The organism is Lactococcus protaetiae, assembly GCF_006965445.1.
Lineage (GTDB): Bacteria > Bacillota > Bacilli > Lactobacillales > Streptococcaceae > Lactococcus > Lactococcus protaetiae.
Map to the genome: position 1 here is coordinate 1978610 of NZ_CP041356.1, position 15697 is coordinate 1994306.

Annotated in this window: 15 protein-coding genes and 1 pseudogene; 2 read left to right on the top strand and 14 right to left on the bottom strand. The window is 36.3% G+C overall.

Going from position 1 to position 15697, the window contains the following annotated elements:
- Positions 1-209: 209 nt before the first annotated feature.
- Both FLP15_RS09435 and FLP15_RS09440 read right to left on the bottom strand, forming a co-directional pair.
- Positions 210-634, bottom strand: a pseudogene (locus tag FLP15_RS09435) (universal stress protein).
- A 107-nt stretch (positions 635-741) separates the two neighbouring features.
- A complete protein-coding gene (locus tag FLP15_RS09440; protein ID WP_142766911.1) occupies positions 742-939 on the bottom strand; it encodes a hypothetical protein in 198 nt (65 codons plus the stop codon).
- Positions 940-1050: 111 nt separating this feature from the next.
- On the opposite strand from FLP15_RS09440, the gene FLP15_RS09445 reads away from it, so the two are divergent.
- Positions 1051-1590 (top strand): GNAT family N-acetyltransferase, encoded by a 540-nt coding sequence (locus tag FLP15_RS09445; RefSeq protein ID WP_142766912.1) that lies wholly within the window; start codon positions 1051-1053, stop codon positions 1588-1590.
- 177 nt (positions 1591-1767) lie between these two features.
- Here the strand turns inward: FLP15_RS09445 and radC are convergent, their stop codons facing one another.
- Complete coding sequence (gene radC / locus FLP15_RS09450) at positions 1768-2442, bottom strand: RadC family protein (protein ID WP_142766913.1); 675 nt, start codon at positions 2440-2442, stop codon at positions 1768-1770.
- Between the two features lie 20 nt (positions 2443-2462).
- On the opposite strand from radC, the gene FLP15_RS12775 reads away from it, so the two are divergent.
- A complete protein-coding gene (locus FLP15_RS12775) occupies positions 2463-2624 on the top strand; it encodes a hypothetical protein (protein WP_190288284.1) in 162 nt (53 codons plus the stop codon).
- A gap of 57 nt (positions 2625-2681) precedes the next feature.
- On the opposite strand, the gene glmS is transcribed toward FLP15_RS12775, so the two are convergent.
- The 11 genes from glmS to FLP15_RS09500 all read right to left on the bottom strand — a co-directional run bounded on the left by glmS (position 2682) and on the right by FLP15_RS09500 (position 15528).
- Positions 2682-4496: a glutamine--fructose-6-phosphate transaminase (isomerizing) gene (gene glmS, locus FLP15_RS09455; RefSeq protein WP_142766914.1), complete on the bottom strand. Its 1815-nt coding sequence runs from the start codon at positions 4494-4496 to the stop codon at positions 2682-2684.
- Between the two features lie 291 nt (positions 4497-4787).
- The gene (locus FLP15_RS09460; RefSeq protein WP_223804607.1) at positions 4788-5378 is read right to left on the bottom strand and encodes a phosphatase PAP2 family protein; all 591 of its coding nucleotides are present in this window, start codon (positions 5376-5378) and stop codon (positions 4788-4790) included.
- Positions 5379-5643: 265 nt separating this feature from the next.
- Complete coding sequence (locus FLP15_RS09465) at positions 5644-7098, bottom strand: glycosyltransferase family protein (protein WP_223804609.1); 1455 nt, start codon at positions 7096-7098, stop codon at positions 5644-5646.
- A 159-nt stretch (positions 7099-7257) separates the two neighbouring features.
- Positions 7258-8589: a sensor histidine kinase gene (locus FLP15_RS09470; protein ID WP_223804610.1), complete on the bottom strand. Its 1332-nt coding sequence runs from the start codon at positions 8587-8589 to the stop codon at positions 7258-7260.
- 10 nt (positions 8590-8599) lie between these two features.
- Positions 8600-9199 (bottom strand): DUF2127 domain-containing protein, encoded by a 600-nt coding sequence (locus FLP15_RS09475; RefSeq protein ID WP_142766915.1) that lies wholly within the window; start codon positions 9197-9199, stop codon positions 8600-8602.
- Positions 9200-9780: 581 nt separating this feature from the next.
- Complete coding sequence (locus FLP15_RS09480; RefSeq protein WP_142766916.1) at positions 9781-10476, bottom strand: response regulator transcription factor; 696 nt, start codon at positions 10474-10476, stop codon at positions 9781-9783.
- Between the two features lie 217 nt (positions 10477-10693).
- On the bottom strand, positions 10694-11518 hold the full coding sequence (locus FLP15_RS09485; RefSeq protein WP_142766917.1) for a COG4705 family protein: 825 nt from the start codon (positions 11516-11518) through the stop codon (positions 10694-10696).
- 230 nt (positions 11519-11748) lie between these two features.
- Positions 11749-12084 carry a COG4705 family protein gene (locus FLP15_RS13205; protein ID WP_223804611.1) on the bottom strand — a complete coding sequence of 112 codons (336 nt, stop codon included), beginning with the start codon at positions 12082-12084 and terminating at the stop codon, positions 11749-11751.
- Positions 12057-12359 carry a COG4705 family protein gene (locus tag FLP15_RS13210; protein ID WP_223804612.1) on the bottom strand — a complete coding sequence of 101 codons (303 nt, stop codon included), beginning with the start codon at positions 12357-12359 and terminating at the stop codon, positions 12057-12059. The genes FLP15_RS13205 and FLP15_RS13210 overlap by 28 nt, the downstream gene beginning before the upstream one ends.
- Before the next feature lie 357 nt (positions 12360-12716).
- Positions 12717-13688 carry a glycosyltransferase family 2 protein gene (locus FLP15_RS09495; protein WP_142766918.1) on the bottom strand — a complete coding sequence of 324 codons (972 nt, stop codon included), beginning with the start codon at positions 13686-13688 and terminating at the stop codon, positions 12717-12719.
- Positions 13689-13731: 43 nt separating this feature from the next.
- A complete protein-coding gene (locus FLP15_RS09500) occupies positions 13732-15528 on the bottom strand; it encodes a glycosyltransferase family 39 protein (RefSeq protein ID WP_223804613.1) in 1797 nt (598 codons plus the stop codon).
- Positions 15529-15697: the final 169 nt, after the last annotated feature.

A 15697-nucleotide genomic window follows, 5' to 3' on the forward strand; every position in this document is an offset into this window, starting at 1 on the left:
GTTTTGATAAAAATTTGTACGAAAAAGACCTCCATTTGCTTCTGGAAGTCTCACTTTAAGAATTTGCTACTAACGATGATTATCACGGATACATCTTTTCCATATTTTGAACGCGCATGGATTTATTCCTTGATACGTGAGATGCTGGATAGTAAAACACTTGATTTTATGTATGCCCGATGATTTATCGCGACTCATGACAGACTGACTTATTTTACAACCATGACATTACAAGGGGCATGACTTACTACATATGTTGTTGTAGAGCCACGAGCATACGATTTATCAGACCTTTGCTGTTGGAGCCGATGACGATTAAATCAACATTATTTTCCTTCGCAAATTTGACAATCTCTTTTTTGGGATTACCCATGAAGCTGTGAAGTTCAAACTTTACTTCTTCATTGATACTGTTTGATACATCTTCTGTAATTGTTCTTGATTTTTCTTCTAAATCTTCTAAACTAATTGTTAAGGCAAGTGGTGTCCCGCTAAGCATGGTTTCATCTTTAATATGCAGGACAAACAGCGACGATTTATTTCTTTTTGTAATCGCTACTGCTTCATGAACCGCCTGTTTTGCTTGTTCTGAATCATCTACTGCAACTAAAATTCTTTTATATTCGTCTCTCATTGTAAGCGTCTCCTTTATTCTATTTTATTATAAAATGTAGAAAAAGTCTATTTTTTAGAATATAAATTACACTGAACAAAAACAAGCAGTTAATCCTGCTTGTTTTTTTATTCTCTTTTTCTTCTTTTTCGCCGTAAATATTTGATGATTACCCCCGTCAAACCACAAGTCAACGCTCCTACTGCTCCAATGGCTCCTGTAACTTCTAAGATGGGCTGATAAAGATATCGTCCTAAGATAAAAATAATGACACTTGCTATGATAATAAATATCCAAGTTTTACTCATCGCAACCCTATCGTTCATAAATTATTTCCTTCTGAGCTTTTATTATAAATTATAGCACAAAGATATTCTTTAACGCACAGCTAAGAAACATGATATAATAAGCAAACTAAGTATTGAGAGGATTCGCAAATGTCTCATTTGGAAATTAGAAGATTAACTGAAAATGATGAACAAGCTTTTTTAAATTATGTTGAGGCTTGCAAAAATGATTTTACAACATTTGGTCATTTTGCAAGGCATCGTTATGCTAACTTTAAAGTGGGAAATTACAAACAACTGCTCGGAGAATTACAACAAGTTGAGATTTCTCCGAAAGATTGTAACCAGTCACGACAAATCAGTTATTTTGCTTTTAAAGCTGGAAAAATCGTTGGAAGTATTCGTTGTCGATTTGACTTGGAAAAAGATGACTTACTTTTGTATGGTGGACATATTGGTTACGATGTTCCTGAATTTGCTAGAGGACAACATATTGCTGAAGAAATGTGCCAATTCGCCTTTAAGCACTATCTTTCCGTTAATATCACCTCTATTTTAGTTACGGTTGATGAAAATAATTTTGCAAGTCGGCATATTATTGAGAAGTTGGGAGGTCAGTTAAATAACTGGGTCTATGATTCTGAAGACCAAGCCATTCTAGCACGATATTGGATTAATCTTTTAAAATAAAAAGCACCTTTTCAGGTGCAATGTAAAATTAGATGAGATATAGGTAAATTACCTACTATCATTTTACTTTTATATATGAAATAGGTCAAAAGAATTGTTTACAAAATTAAAATAAACTCTGTCAGTACGCTGACAGAGTTTTGTCAATTTCAATTTACTCCTTTGTCAGTAACTCTTTTATCTTTCGTGTTCGCGGAAACTAAAATAATTTCCACCACCGACAATGATATGGTCAATAAAAGAAATGCCTAAATTATCACAAGAAATTTTTATTTTGTCAGTAAAAGTTCGGTCTGCACTACTTGGTTGCAAACTTCCAGAAGGATGATTATGCGCGACAAGCAAACCAACTGCAAGATTTTTCACAGCATGATAAAGAATTTCTCTTGGGTTAGCCAAAGCATGATTTACAGCCCCTATAAAAATGGTTCGTTTCTCAATAATTTTGTTCTGGCCATCAAGATATATCGCAAGGAGATGCTCCTGTTCGTAGTCACGCATCTCAAATGCCAAACTCAAACCAAACTCTTGAGCGCTCATCACTTGTCCATGCCTATGGTGTTCTGCGGTCTGAATCCTTTTTCCAAGCTCCATCATCGCACGAATTTCGATTGCTTTAGCTTGACCAATTCCTGAAATTTCCTTCAACTCTAAAATAGAAGCATGGCAAAAACGCTCCATCGTCTGAAAATGTTGTAAAATTTTTGCGGCAAGTTCAAGCGCGGATAACTTTTTTGTTCCTGTCCGCAGCAAAATAGCAAGTAATTCACTATCCGATAACTTCTCTGACCCTAATAGTTCTAGTCTTTCTCTTGGTAACATGGGATAAGGATTCTCTTTTACTTCGTACATATCTATTTATACGAAAAATAATGTCTTTTGTCACTGACAGACTCAAAAATTTACTGACAAAAATCCTGTCAGCACATTCTGACAGGATTTTCTTACTAACAGAAAGTCTGTCAGTGATTTTTATCAAAGCAGCACTATCTCCGTTTCGCTGTCCATCCACCGCAGTCATCCATTCGCTCTAAGCGACTAGAGAAAATGGACAAATGTTTTACGAAACTCATACTGAATAAGTCTTGACTTCATTCTACTGTAACAGCCTTTGCGAGATTACGTGGTTTGTCAACATCAAGGCCACGTTGCATTGAAGCAAAATAAGCAATCAGTTGCGTAGGAATAACCATCGAAATAGCTGATAAGAATGGATGAACATTATTGACAACAATTGTATCATCTTCACGTGCTACGCCTTCTTCAACAATGGTAATTGCTGAAGCACCACGTGCTACCGTTTCCATCACATTTCCACGTGTATGCGCTGCAACTTCTTCATTATTAGAAATCAAAGCAAGAACTGGGGTATCTTTTTCAATCAGCGAAATAGTCCCATGCTTTAATTCACCAGCGGCGAAACCTTCACATTGGATATATGAGATTTCTTTAAGTTTAAGCGAAGCCTCCATCGCAACGAAATAATCTTGTTTACGTCCAATATAAAAAGCATTTCTTGTAGTTGGCAAGAGTTTCGCTACAACCTCAGCGATTTCTTCTTTTTCAGAAAGCGTAGACTCAATCGACTGAGCAACTAGAGAGAGCTCCTTAACAAGCTCAAAGTCGCTCGCAGCCGCATTTCCATCAGCTTCTCCAACTGCTTTAGCAAGAAAAGCGAGCGTTGCAATTTGTCCTGTGTAAGCTTTCGTTGACGCCACAGCAATTTCAGGACCTGCACCAATCAACATCGTATAGGTCGCTTCACGTGACAAAGTTGAACCTGGAACATTTGTCACGGTCAATGAAGGGAGACCAAGTTCATTGACTTTAACCAAAACTTGACGGCTGTCTGCTGTTTCTCCAGATTGAGATAAGAAGATAAAGAATGGTTTTTTAGAAAGCAATGGCATACCATAACCCCATTCACTAGCAACACCAAGCTCGACTGGGGTAGAAGTTAAAGATTCCAACATCATTTTTGCACCAAAACCTGCATTATACGATGTTCCAGCAGCAATGATATAAATACGGTCTGCTTCTTGCACAGCCTTAACGATATTTTCATCAACTTTCATTGCCCCGTTTTCATCGGCATAAGTCGCAATCAATTTGCGCATAACGGCAGGTTGTTCATCGATTTCTTTGAGCATGTAAAAAGGATAAGTCCCTTTACCAATATCAGAAAGGTCAAGCTCTGCTGTGTAGCTTTCACGTTCGACACGATTTCCATCGTAATCTGCAACTTCTACATTATCCTTAGTTAAGATAACCAGCTCTTTGTCGTGAATTTCCATGAATTCTGAAGTTTCGCGAATCATTGCCATCGCATCAGAGCAGACCATATTGTAGCCGTCACCCAAACCAATCAGGAGCGGTGATTTATTTTTGGCAACATAGATAACATCAGGTGTTTCAACATCCATTAGCGCAAAAGCGTAAGAACCTTTAATCACATTCAACGCTTTTTTAAAAGCTTCAAGCGTTGCAAGACCTTCTTCTTCAGCAAATTTTGCAATCAAATGTACTGCAATTTCTGTATCAGTTTGCCCCTTGAACACATCATCTGCCACATATTCTTCTTTTAACTCAACAAAATTTTCAATCACACCGTTGTGAACAAGGACAAAACGACCAGATGTTGAAGTATGAGGGTGTGCATTATCCTCCGTTGGTTTACCGTGTGTTGCCCAGCGTGTATGACCAATTCCTGATGTTCCAGCGACATCAATGCCGATTTTACTACGCAAATCTGCAATGCGTCCTACTGATTTCACAAGACTATTATTTTTGCTTCCTGTTACAAAAATTCCTGCTGAATCATAGCCACGATATTCCAGCTTTTCAAGTCCTTGCATCAAAATATCCGTTGCATTACGTGAACCCACAACACCTACGATACCACACATATTGTTTCTCCTTTAAATACCAAAATTATAAATTATATAAAATTGGTATATTCATTTTATTTATCGTTTTTTGAATTACAAATAGCATTATAATATAACTTTATCATCATGTCAAGAATTTATATATAAAATTGGTATAACCACAATAAAAGGATTGGTATAGTTGTTAATTTTATCACAATAAAACCTAGATTTCACAAGGAAACTAGGTACTTTTTTACTTCAATATTTTTAACGTATATTCTTTATTGTTCCATTTGACAAAACTAGGATAAGTCAACATTAAGAAAGTTAACCCTTCAAGAAATCCACCAATAGTATCACTTGGATAATGTACCCCACAAATACTCTTGAGAACATCACAAGAACAGTTAATAACAACACTAACCCTGCCAGACCAAGCTTTGCGCTTCTCGTTTTCAACTTAGTGAAATAAATCAAAAAAAGACTTCCAAATAAAATTGTCGCAAAAACAGAATGACCACTTGCAAAACTTTTCCCACTTTGGTGAGCAAAAGCTGCAAGACGATGGATATCTGGTCTGCTCCGACCAATCACATCTTTAACAAGTGTATTAAATCCTGTTCCAAGCACCGTCAATCCAGCAAACCACAAGCCACCTATTTTTTGTTTGAGCAAGAAAAATAAAAGTAAGGCTACAAGAGCAGCTGTGATAATCCCACCTGTATCACCAAATAAATTGGTATAAGCAGTAAAAAAATGTGTTAAAATTGACGAATTTTGGAGTTGAAAAGCAAGATTTTGTATTGGCCCATCAAAACTTAGCGGTATCTGTGTATAATCCAATTTGACCCAAACCATCAAAATTATGAATAAAATTCCGGATATTACCCCAATAGAATAAGATATTTTTTTGTTCATTTTTTTCTTTCTAATCTTGTTTAATTTATACTAGTTTCATTTTAAAATCAGGCAGGATTTTATACCACTTGTACTCCTGTTCAAATCGTAAGCGACTAAACGGCTACTTAGTGTAGCTGCTTTACAGCATGCCTGTGGCGTGAAATGAATAGACCGCGCAAACAGAGTGTATGCCATGGCATCATGAAGGTCAATTAGATTACTTTTTACTGTAGTAAGAGACTTCAATTCATAAGCATTGTATTTACAACTTAAATACTCTCATTTACTCAATATGAGAATTCACAACTGGCACTTTCTCAAAATGCTCAATCAATGAATAGACCCCTATAAAAAATAAAAGTCCAAAAGTCATAAATTGATAGCGCGTCTTTACTTCCCAAATCAATGTATGAAATAGACTTATACCAAATATAGTTAACAAAGCAAATAAGAAGGAATTTTTAGTTAGCTTTTTATTGCTCAAAAGTCTTAATGCCACGGCAAGAAGGAATAAAGCTACTAAGGCTTTTGAAAACACTTGAAAAATAAGTCTAATCGCACTGATGTGTTCCAAATAAAACTTTGGTGCAAAAATATAGGATTTTTGATAATCTGTCAATGTTTGAAAGGTTCCTTCTCGCCATAAAATACCGTATTTGACAAACAAATGAAAAATAAAAGTCTCTGGATTATAGCTTGCAAGTCGTGTTGCAATTCCTGAAATATCCGCACTCTGTGCAGAAGAAAAACCGATATGATGTAGTGTATAACTGCGATCAGCACGATTATACTCTCCAAATTTTTGTTGATTTAAACCCATATAAATCCAATGTGCTATAGGAAATTCGTCTAGATTTGCACTGTTATAGTGATAATTTGCATCAAGAACTTTCCCAGCACCTATCGCTAACAAAAGCCCTACAATAGATGCAATAAAAAGTTGAATAACTTTTCTATAGATATTTCTATGTGTTTTATAAGTGAATAGTCCAATTATCACTAAGGCGACAAGGGCAATAATAAGATTTGGCCTCATAAGATAACCATATGCAAAAACTAATGCAATAATCAATAACTTCCACCAGTTCAATCTCCTACATTCGAAGAAAAACAATAGAAGTGCTAGAGCAAAAATACTAGCTCCATCAGTATAACCAACTTGAATAATAAAACTATAAAATGCTGGGATAATGGTTGATAATAAAGCCGCAAAAGTCGCAGCACGTGGATTTTTATGCCATAAAGTCGAAATAATCAATATTACACTTCCCAAAAGTAAAGCAATATTGTAAGCAAGGAAAATCGGATTAAAACCTATATGTAAAAACTGTCCCACTCTCATGAAAACACTATACAAAATCGTTAATGGAACAAGATTTTTATATTGTAAAATCCATTCACTCCAGTTAAAATTACCTTGCACGAGCTGTCTAGCCATAGTTATACATATCTGGACATCTCCAAATAATTGAACTCTTATCAGGATGACATTCAATAGTGCGCTGACAGCGACACCTATTACTGACAGAGCAATGATTCCCCTTAACTGGCTTACTGACAGCTTTTGCAACCCTCTATCAATGGCTCGGAAGACTAAATATAATACGAACATTGTTAAAATAACATAAATCGGATTAACAAATCCTGTATCAGTATTTACAACGAAGACCATCATCAAGAGCGAAAGCAACACAAAACCTAGTAAAACATAACGAGTTACTCTTTCAAATTTAAACACATCTAATGCTGTTTCCCTTCTTTATCAAAACAAGTGCGTGCTAAGCTTTGAATTTCGTCCGACTAAATTCAGTGGCGAGTTGCCCTTTTATCAGTCGCTTTAGCGACTAGAAAAAATGGATAAATGTTTTACGAAACTCCCACTGAATAAGTCTTGACTTCATTTTGGTCCAAAAACAAGGTGAAAAACAGAACCCTGTGGTAAATTGTCAGACACAAAAATCCATGCTCCACAAGCCTCAGCATATTGTTTAGCAATCGCAAGTCCTAGACCAGTCCCAGGAATTTCACTTGACCTTGACTTATCAACGCGATAGAAACGTTCAAAAATCTTTTCTTTTTCTTCGTCAGCAATTCCTATCCCTTCATCAGCTACTGACAGATCGATACTATCGCCTTGTTCTCTCAATCGAACAATAATTTTACTGTCAGCGGATGAATATTTTCCTGCATTTTCCAAAAATGCAACGAGAATTTTTTGAATGGCTGCTCTGTCAGCACTGACAGAAAATGATAGATCATTTTCAAAAATAATTTTCTGTGTCAGCGCAGGTTGAATTTCTTTCACAGTTCTGTCAGTAAATTTGCTTAAATCAAATATTTCATTTTCCATACTAAAATGATTCCCTCGTGATATTGTCAATAATTCTTCAATCATTCGCTTCATCCGTAAAGATTCTTCATCAATATAATTCAGTGAATCTTCAACAATTTCTGGATGTTCACGCCAACGCCGTTTTAAAAGCGTGACATGACCACGAATCGCTGCAACTGGCGTCCTCAACTCATGTGAAGCATCTGATACAAATTGCTGCTCTTGCTCAATCTTTTGATTAAGTCTTCCTAAAAGTTGATTAAAACTCTTTGCTAGTCGCTCCACTTCCACTGGAAAATCAGGAACAATAAGTTCACTTTTTTCCATATCTGTTGCCTTAGCAAGCGCTTCAATAGGTTGACTAATTCGTTTTGCAGAGCGCTTCAAAGCAATCATTGCACCAAAATAGACAACAAGCATCGTGATAACAATTGCCACAATTGTCCGCAAAACCATATTCAACACAATAGTAATATCAAGCCACAACTCCGTTTTTATCCCATGAGAAGTGACCGAACTATACCAAAAAACATCGTCATCCGACAAACTAAAATAGCCCCAGCGCAAACTTCTGCTCTTTAAAAATTGAGTTGTACCATGACTTTCATCAACAGTTCCCGATGGACGAGTCACTCGAATAAAATCAGAGCGCTCTCCATCTTCTTCACCAAGCTCAAATTCTTTCCAGTTAATATTTCCGTTTTGAGCCGCTTCATGAACAGAGCTCAATATAGAAGCTCCCTCCGACTCACGAATTTGTAAACTGCTGAAAGCAACAACAGCAGAAATAACTAGCACATTTAAGAGAGTAAATATCAAGAAAATCCGAGTGGACACTTTAGTGATTAAACTAGCACTTGTCTTTGATTTATTATTAACTATTTTTTTTCTGTTCATTTTTAAATGATTAAACAACAAAACGCACACTCACAAACACTGCTACAAGAACAATAATATTAAACACTACAATAGCAAGGTTATAGTTTTCAATAGTTTTCTTCATTTGTGAAATCCTTTCATAAGACTTTTTCAAATTTTGAAAATTTCCACTCAACTTTTTATATTCGAGCAAGGTCAAAACCATCATAAGCAAATCAATCACAGTTAATGCAATCATTGACCACGCCCCAGTCTTAGAGAATTCAGCCATTTGATACCCAATGAAGCTAGAGAGTAAAACCAGTGACAAAGGATATGCCCAAAGCACTCTCTTCCACAACAAAGCCAAAGAAACTAATTTAAGCAAACCGTGAGCAAGTAAATAGATTACTGCAAATAATGTCATATCATTTGTCAAATTTTGTGCCGTATGATTAAATAACTGAACTAAAACTGGTAAAGGGGCTTCTTTTGCCAACTGATTAAGCAAGCTTCTAAGCACCGTCATTGGAACCAAAAACAAAGCTACTCCACCAATTACCTCCAATAAAGCAAACAGGCTTTTGAACAAAACTACAATATCAAAACTTGCATCAAGCCATCCAGCTCTCATATTTAATTTTCTCATCCATTTTCCTCTCGCTTCTCATCTTTTCCAGTTCTCACACTAGGACCAATTTGTTGTAACACTGTTTAACTTACCGCCCTTCGGGCTACGTTGTCGATGCACCACGGGTATCCATTCGCTCTAAGCTGCTAAAGCAGCAAGGCGAAATGGTTCGCTACGGTGCTACGTGTTTCACACGCCGTTCTACGAACGGTCTACGCAACTTCGGTTTGCTTAACTGCTAAAGCAGTAAGAGCAAAAGGCAAAGCGATAAGGCGAAATGGCAAGCTCTGCTTTCGTTCTACTGCCCTAGGGTCTCAGCGCTTTAGCGATTGCGATTTGAGCTTGTTGCTTTAGCAACTTAGCAAAATCGACAGCGGAGCAAAGCAAGATAGACTCCAGGGACAGGACCACTTCGCCTTGCGACTTTAGTCGCTTAGAGCGAATGGATAACGAAGCGAAGCGGAGGTGTGACCTCATATCTTTGATATTAAGCAGACTGTTTCAACTTTAGCTGCGTACAGGTCGCTTAGTTGTTACACCTAGAGGTCGTGCCCTGACATTGGTGGGGAGAAAGAATCCCCACCAATACAGTAATCACTTCAACTCTCAAACGTATCACTCCGAAGTCGATATCCCACACCACGCACCGTTTCGATTAATGACGGTTCATCATCCAAATCAATTTTTGACCTTAAATAGCGAACATAGGCATCTACTGTATTTTCCTGACCGTCAAAATCCATGCCCCAAACATCATCTAAAATATCTGCTCGACTTATTGCAACACCTTGATGTTCTAAAAAATACGTCAATAAAGCAAATTCGCGTTGTGTCAAATTAATAGACTCTCCTGATACCCAGGCAGTATGAGCCGAAGTATCTACTTTCAAATGTTCTACTGCATAAACTGTCGTTCTTACCGTTGACCATTTTCTAAAAATCAGCCTCAACCGAGCCAACAACTCCTCAATCTCAAAAGGTTTCGTGATATAGTCATCCGCACCAGCATCCAAGCCAGCAACTTTATCCCCAACATAATCACGCGCAGTAAGAAATATAACTGGTGTATTGGGCTGAATTTTTTTCATCCGTCTTAGAACGGTTAAACCATCTAATTTTGGAATCATCCAATCCAATAACACTACATCTATCGCTGGTTGAGCCTTCTCAAAAAGTTCAAGCGCTTCTTCACCATCAAAAGCTGCTGTTACTTGATAATCTTCAAAAGTCAATTCTTTTTTTACATAATCTGAAATACTTCTCTCATCTTCAACAACTAATACATGATACTTCATTAATACTTCCTCATTTGTTTTATTCCAAAGCTTATTTTATCAGAAGAGTATGCTACATACTACAAGATTTTCCTGAAAATTTTATGATAGATTCTCAGAAAGCTAATTCTTATTATCTATTTCCCCTTACTATGCATTCTAACATTTCAGCAACCAATTGTCCGCGTCAAAATAGAATAATTGAGTATTGTTCAATAAAAACGATAGTTCTCAACTCTCAATCTCCTTCTTCCACTCTCTCACGTTTCTTATGTTTAACGATTGTAATCACCATCAAAGTTATAAAAATTACCAACCAAATCCCCGACATTCCCTTATTTCCTAAAAATCCTCCACGCCAATCATATCCAAAATAATCCGCAAAACTAGCTCCAATAGGGCGGGTAAGGATATAAGCAATCCAGAATGTTAAAATTTCGCTAATAGAATTTTGTCTAGGTTGAGCAAAATAGCGATAGGCAATCACAATCAAAAATATAAGCCCAAGAATTAATCCCGTATTGAGTAACCCTAAACCAAGTCCAAATGGATCAGGATTATATCCCCCTTTTGTATCCGCAAACCAATCTCCCAAAGCAGTCCCCATCGCAAAGCTAAACATAACTGTTACCCAATAGCACAACTCTGCTTTAAGCGTCGTAATTTTATGAATTGATAAACTTTTTGTTAGAAAATACCAAACTAAAAACGAAAATACCATACCAGCAGCAAAGATTAATGTAGTAAAGAGATGAGAGATTCCTAAAACTCCTGACAGCCCATCCGCAAGAATCGTACCAAATACGGCAAGTAATGCAACAGAGAGCCAGTAAAATATTGGACGATATTTTTCTGAATGAATTTGCATATAAATAAAGACACCAAAAAGTATAAGCGACCACCCAACTGTGAAGGTTGCTCCGATTATCTGATTTTGTTGGCCAAAAAGCTGACTACTCCAGTCAGATATGGATTCTCCTTGCCCTGTTGAAACTAATTTTAGTAACCAAAAAAATAATCCAATCATCGGAACTTTGTTCCATTTAAAACTTTTATCAAGCATTTCTCTTGACCTCTTTCTTATTTGATAAATCAAATATACACCAGAGATTTTTTTGAAACTACACGCTTTCAATTGGATTTTTATGATATTTTTTCATAAATATTTCCATTGAAAAGGCTTGACAACTACTTATTAAATAAAAAGTCGAAGCAAGATTGCTCCGATTGAAAGCTTTAATTCAAATTGTGGCTATTTTGTTATAACTGAGTTCGGTTGCTTAGAAATAAATATCACTCTGTGGGATAAGCAAGAGCTACATATTTTTCACGGATATATTTTACAATAATCGCCACTAATACACTAGTAAATAAAACAATGAAAATCATTGACATCTCTCGATTACCTAATAACCCATTATCCCAACGATAACAGAAATAATCTGAGAAACTTGCTCCAATAGGGCGTGTCAAAACATAAGCTATCCAAAAGGTCAAAATTTCCATTACTCCATTTTCACGAGGATGTCCCATCAAGCGGTATGCTAATAACCCAAGAAAAATTGCACCTAAGACATAACCTGCATTCAGATAACCAAGACCTAAATCAAAAGTTGAATGGTCTCCCATCCAGTCCCCATCAAAGTTCCGAGTGCAAAACTCACTGCTACTGTTATCCAATAATAAGTTTCTCTTTTTGAATTTCTAATTTGATGAATGGATAAATTTTTGGTTGCACGATACCACAGAAAGAAACACAGCCCCATTAACACTGTCGTAATACCTACAAGATAAATGATTGGAACACCCAAAGCAGCTGTCAGAGAATCTGCAATTACTGTACCAAAAACTGCTAAAAGCGCAACGGCTCCCAGTAATAAATTGGACGATATCTTTTTGCGCATTTTTGCTTAAATAAGAATACTCCAAACAAACCTCCTGACCAAAGAATAGTCAATATGGCCCCAATCACTTGATTGCCTCCAAACATTCCTTTTAATATACTGTTGGACGCATCAGACACCGACTCCCCATACCTGTCGAAATAAGTTTTGCTATCCAGAAAAGTAGACCAACTGCTGGCACTTTATTCCACTCATAATTGCTTATATGTTTTTCTTGTATCATCTTTATTTTTCCCATCATATTATTTTTATCACTTTATTCTACCAGAAAAAAGAGACTTAAAAACAGGTTTTAAAGAGAATTTTATGATAAATTATCAGAGAAAAATGTAGGTTATTGAGCAAATTTAAGTAATACTAGTCTTTATTATTTTCTTCTTGATTAATAAATTCTTCAATGATGTAACGTGGACGATGTTTTACTTCAATGAATATTTTTCCGATGTATTCACCGATAATTCCAACTGCAAGGAGATTTAATCCACCAAATCCAATAATAGCAATCATGGTAGAGGCCCAGCCTGATACATCAGGCGCTCCGATAAAATGTCTACCAACAATGTAGATTGCTCCAATGATAGCAAAAATAAAGAAAAAGAAACCTATCCATAAAATAAATCGCATTGGTGTGGCCGATGTCGAAGTAATTCCATCTACTGCAAAGCTAAGCATTTTTTTAAGTGGATATTTACTCTCACCAGCAAAACGCTCACCACGTTTGTAATAAACAACAGCTGATTTATATCCCACTAATGGGACCAAACCTCGCAAAAAAAGATTTTCTTCTGGAAATTGTGATAATCCTTCTAAGGCTCGCCTAGACATCAACCTAAAGTCGGCATGGTTGGGAATACTTTGACTCCCTAAAAGTTCCATTGTCTTATAAAAAGCTCCTGCCGTTCTGCGTTTAAAAACGGTGTCAGTATCCCGATTATCTCGCACACCATAAACAATATCACAAGCTTCATCTTCAAACTTTTCAATCATTGCATCAATCGTGTCAATATCATCTTGAAGATCTGCATCCATTGAAATTGCACAGTCGCAGAATGCTTTAACTGTCATTAATCCCGCTAATAGAGCATTTTGATGGCCTCGATTTCTTGAAAGATTGATTCCACTAAATACCGAATCTTCATTATGCTTTTCTTGAATTTTTTCCCAAGTCTTATCTTTTGAGCCATCGTTAACGTACACAATACGGCTTTTGGGGCTAATTTTTTCATTTTCTATCAGTTGACTATATTTTTCTTTCAACCGTTTTGATGTTTCATCAATGACTAATTCTTCATTGTAACAAGGAATGACCATATATAAAATCGTTGTCATAACTGTTCCTTTCTTGAATGTTTGTGATTCTATTAATTTATCTTCAATTTTCCGTTGGAATATTATTATGAGTTTTGGATTTAGAAACTATTTTTACTAGATTTACCGTGGCTAAAGCAATCATGAGTGGAGCAAAGTGGTAGAGATAGCGTGAATTTGCTTCCCAAAGAATAAGAAAGATACTTAATCCTACAACAGATAAGGCTGGCACAAACCATGGATTTTTCCAATTTTTCTTGTGTGCAAGTAGAGACCAGATTTCTTTCCACATTAGAACGACTAGTGCAATCCAATACAATGTTTGAGCGGCTTTTAACATGAACCAACCTGTGACATTTCCTTCATGATTTGCTCCTATGTCAAGATAATCGAAGTAGCGATGAACAATCTGATTTTCATGATAATAAGTATAGTAAGAACTGTTCAAGTCACTGAAAGTCCAGGTGTAGCCAAGTTTTCTACCAATCTGTCTAATAATTCCTATCGGTCCCATTTTTTTGATATTGTTGAGAAAAAGCTGAGTATCCGCTTCTTTTTTTGCTTCATATGTGGGGAAAGATTCTGAGTAAAGACGGATTTTTTTATTAAATCCTCCTGTTTTATTGGTGGGTGACCATGACATCGCAATCCAATGCATCAATGGCAAATTATGTCGCTCATTGGCTTGTTCGGAAAATGCAGGCTCACTTGCAATTGTTGTTTTTACTAACTCATGTCCTCCTGCAAATAAAACAATAAATAGAGGTAAAACAATGAGAAGCTGCTTCCATTTTTTATTAACTGCAAGAAAGAAAAATCCAGCAATAATAACAATCACTGCAGTTGGCTTAAACTCATAGCCGATTACTCCGATTAAGCTTGCAAAAAAATACCATAAAATTTGTTTGGATAAGCGACTTGATTTTACCGCATAGATGAAAAATAGTGCTGCAAGTGCAACGAGAGGTAGTGTCAGTGTATCACTATAAAGCTGAGCTCCGTAAAAATAAAAAGGAATGAAACCAACAGCTACAAAATTGTAAAGAAGAGCTTGTCTTTTGCCACTTAAACTTTTGACCAGCAGAGAAGTACTGCTTATTCCCACTGATGTAAACAATGCTGATACAGCTGTCACTGCCCAAACTTTTAGTTGGAGATTGTCAGCAAAAGGTGCAAAAAAACGATTGAATAGAATTCCTAAAAACTGATTATTCGGATATCGTAAAAAATATCCTAATCTGGAAGCTGTGTTTGGCAGACTAGCAAAGGAATGACCTTGTAATTCTGTTGTTGAATTAAAAATTACAAAATAATCCCAAGCGTGCGGACTATCAGGTACATGAATCATAAACAGAAATGGAAGAGCAAAAGTAATGACAGCCAGCCCCCAAAAACTGATACGATAAAATTTATCTACTTTATTTTCTGTCAGTATACTGACAGAACTGTCTACGACAGTTCTTTTATCTACCGATTCAATGGCTTGCGTTGGGCGCATTGAACTGACAGAACTGTCTACGACAGTTCTTTTATCCACCGATTCAATGGCTCGCGTTGGGCGCATTGAACTGACAGAACTGTCTACGACAGTTCTTTTATCCACCGATTCAATGGCTTGCGTTGGGCGCATTGAACTGACAGAATAATCAGTGGAAAATAACCGCTTTGTCAGTTTAAAAATACCTACTAAATAAAAAACTGTAATTAAAAAAATAATATTTCCGAGTAATAACCCTCCCCATTGATTGGCTTCCCATTTTGTTGTTAAAGCAACTGCTATTCCATTTGCAACTAAAAAAGCTGCTCCAAAAACAATAAACCAGAGTTTTTTCTTGATAATATTCGTTTTTTTATTTTCCATATTTCCATTTTAACATATTAGCATACTAATTTTTGATGGAGGATTGGTGAAGATTTTATGAGAGTTTATCATAATTTTAACCAAGCAGGTGTCTGCTATCTTCGCCCTTTGGGCTACGCTGTCCATTCGCTCTATCTCCGTTTCACTGCGCTGTCGATTCTCGCTACGT

Bases quoted from the DNA above. Each gene is read 5' to 3' on its own strand.
- FLP15_RS09440 (WP_142766911.1), bottom strand. From the start codon at position 939: ATGAACGATAGGGTTGCGATGAGTAAAACTTGGATATTTATTATCATA.
- FLP15_RS09445 (WP_142766912.1), top strand. From the start codon at position 1,051: ATGTCTCATTTGGAAATTAGAAGATTAACTGAAAATGATGAACAAGCT.
- radC (WP_142766913.1), bottom strand. From the start codon at position 2,442: ATGTACGAAGTAAAAGAGAATCCTTATCCCATGTTACCAAGAGAAAGA.
- FLP15_RS12775 (WP_190288284.1), top strand. From the start codon at position 2,463: ATGTCTTTTGTCACTGACAGACTCAAAAATTTACTGACAAAAATCCTG.
- glmS (WP_142766914.1), bottom strand. From the start codon at position 4,496: ATGTGTGGTATCGTAGGTGTTGTGGGTTCACGTAATGCAACGGATATT.
- FLP15_RS09460 (WP_223804607.1), bottom strand. From the start codon at position 5,378: ATGAACAAAAAAATATCTTATTCTATTGGGGTAATATCCGGAATTTTA.
- FLP15_RS09470 (WP_223804610.1), bottom strand. From the start codon at position 8,589: ATGAACAGAAAAAAAATAGTTAATAATAAATCAAAGACAAGTGCTAGT.
- FLP15_RS09475 (WP_142766915.1), bottom strand. From the start codon at position 9,199: ATGAGAAAATTAAATATGAGAGCTGGATGGCTTGATGCAAGTTTTGAT.
- FLP15_RS09480 (WP_142766916.1), bottom strand. From the start codon at position 10,476: ATGAAGTATCATGTATTAGTTGTTGAAGATGAGAGAAGTATTTCAGAT.
- FLP15_RS09485 (WP_142766917.1), bottom strand. From the start codon at position 11,518: ATGCTTGATAAAAGTTTTAAATGGAACAAAGTTCCGATGATTGGATTA.
- FLP15_RS13205 (WP_223804611.1), bottom strand. From the start codon at position 12,084: ATGGGAGACCATTCAACTTTTGATTTAGGTCTTGGTTATCTGAATGCA.
- FLP15_RS13210 (WP_223804612.1), bottom strand. From the start codon at position 12,359: ATGCGCAAAAAGATATCGTCCAATTTATTACTGGGAGCCGTTGCGCTT.
- FLP15_RS09495 (WP_142766918.1), bottom strand. From the start codon at position 13,688: ATGACAACGATTTTATATATGGTCATTCCTTGTTACAATGAAGAATTA.
- FLP15_RS09500 (WP_223804613.1), bottom strand. From the start codon at position 15,528: ATGGAAAATAAAAAAACGAATATTATCAAGAAAAAACTCTGGTTTATT.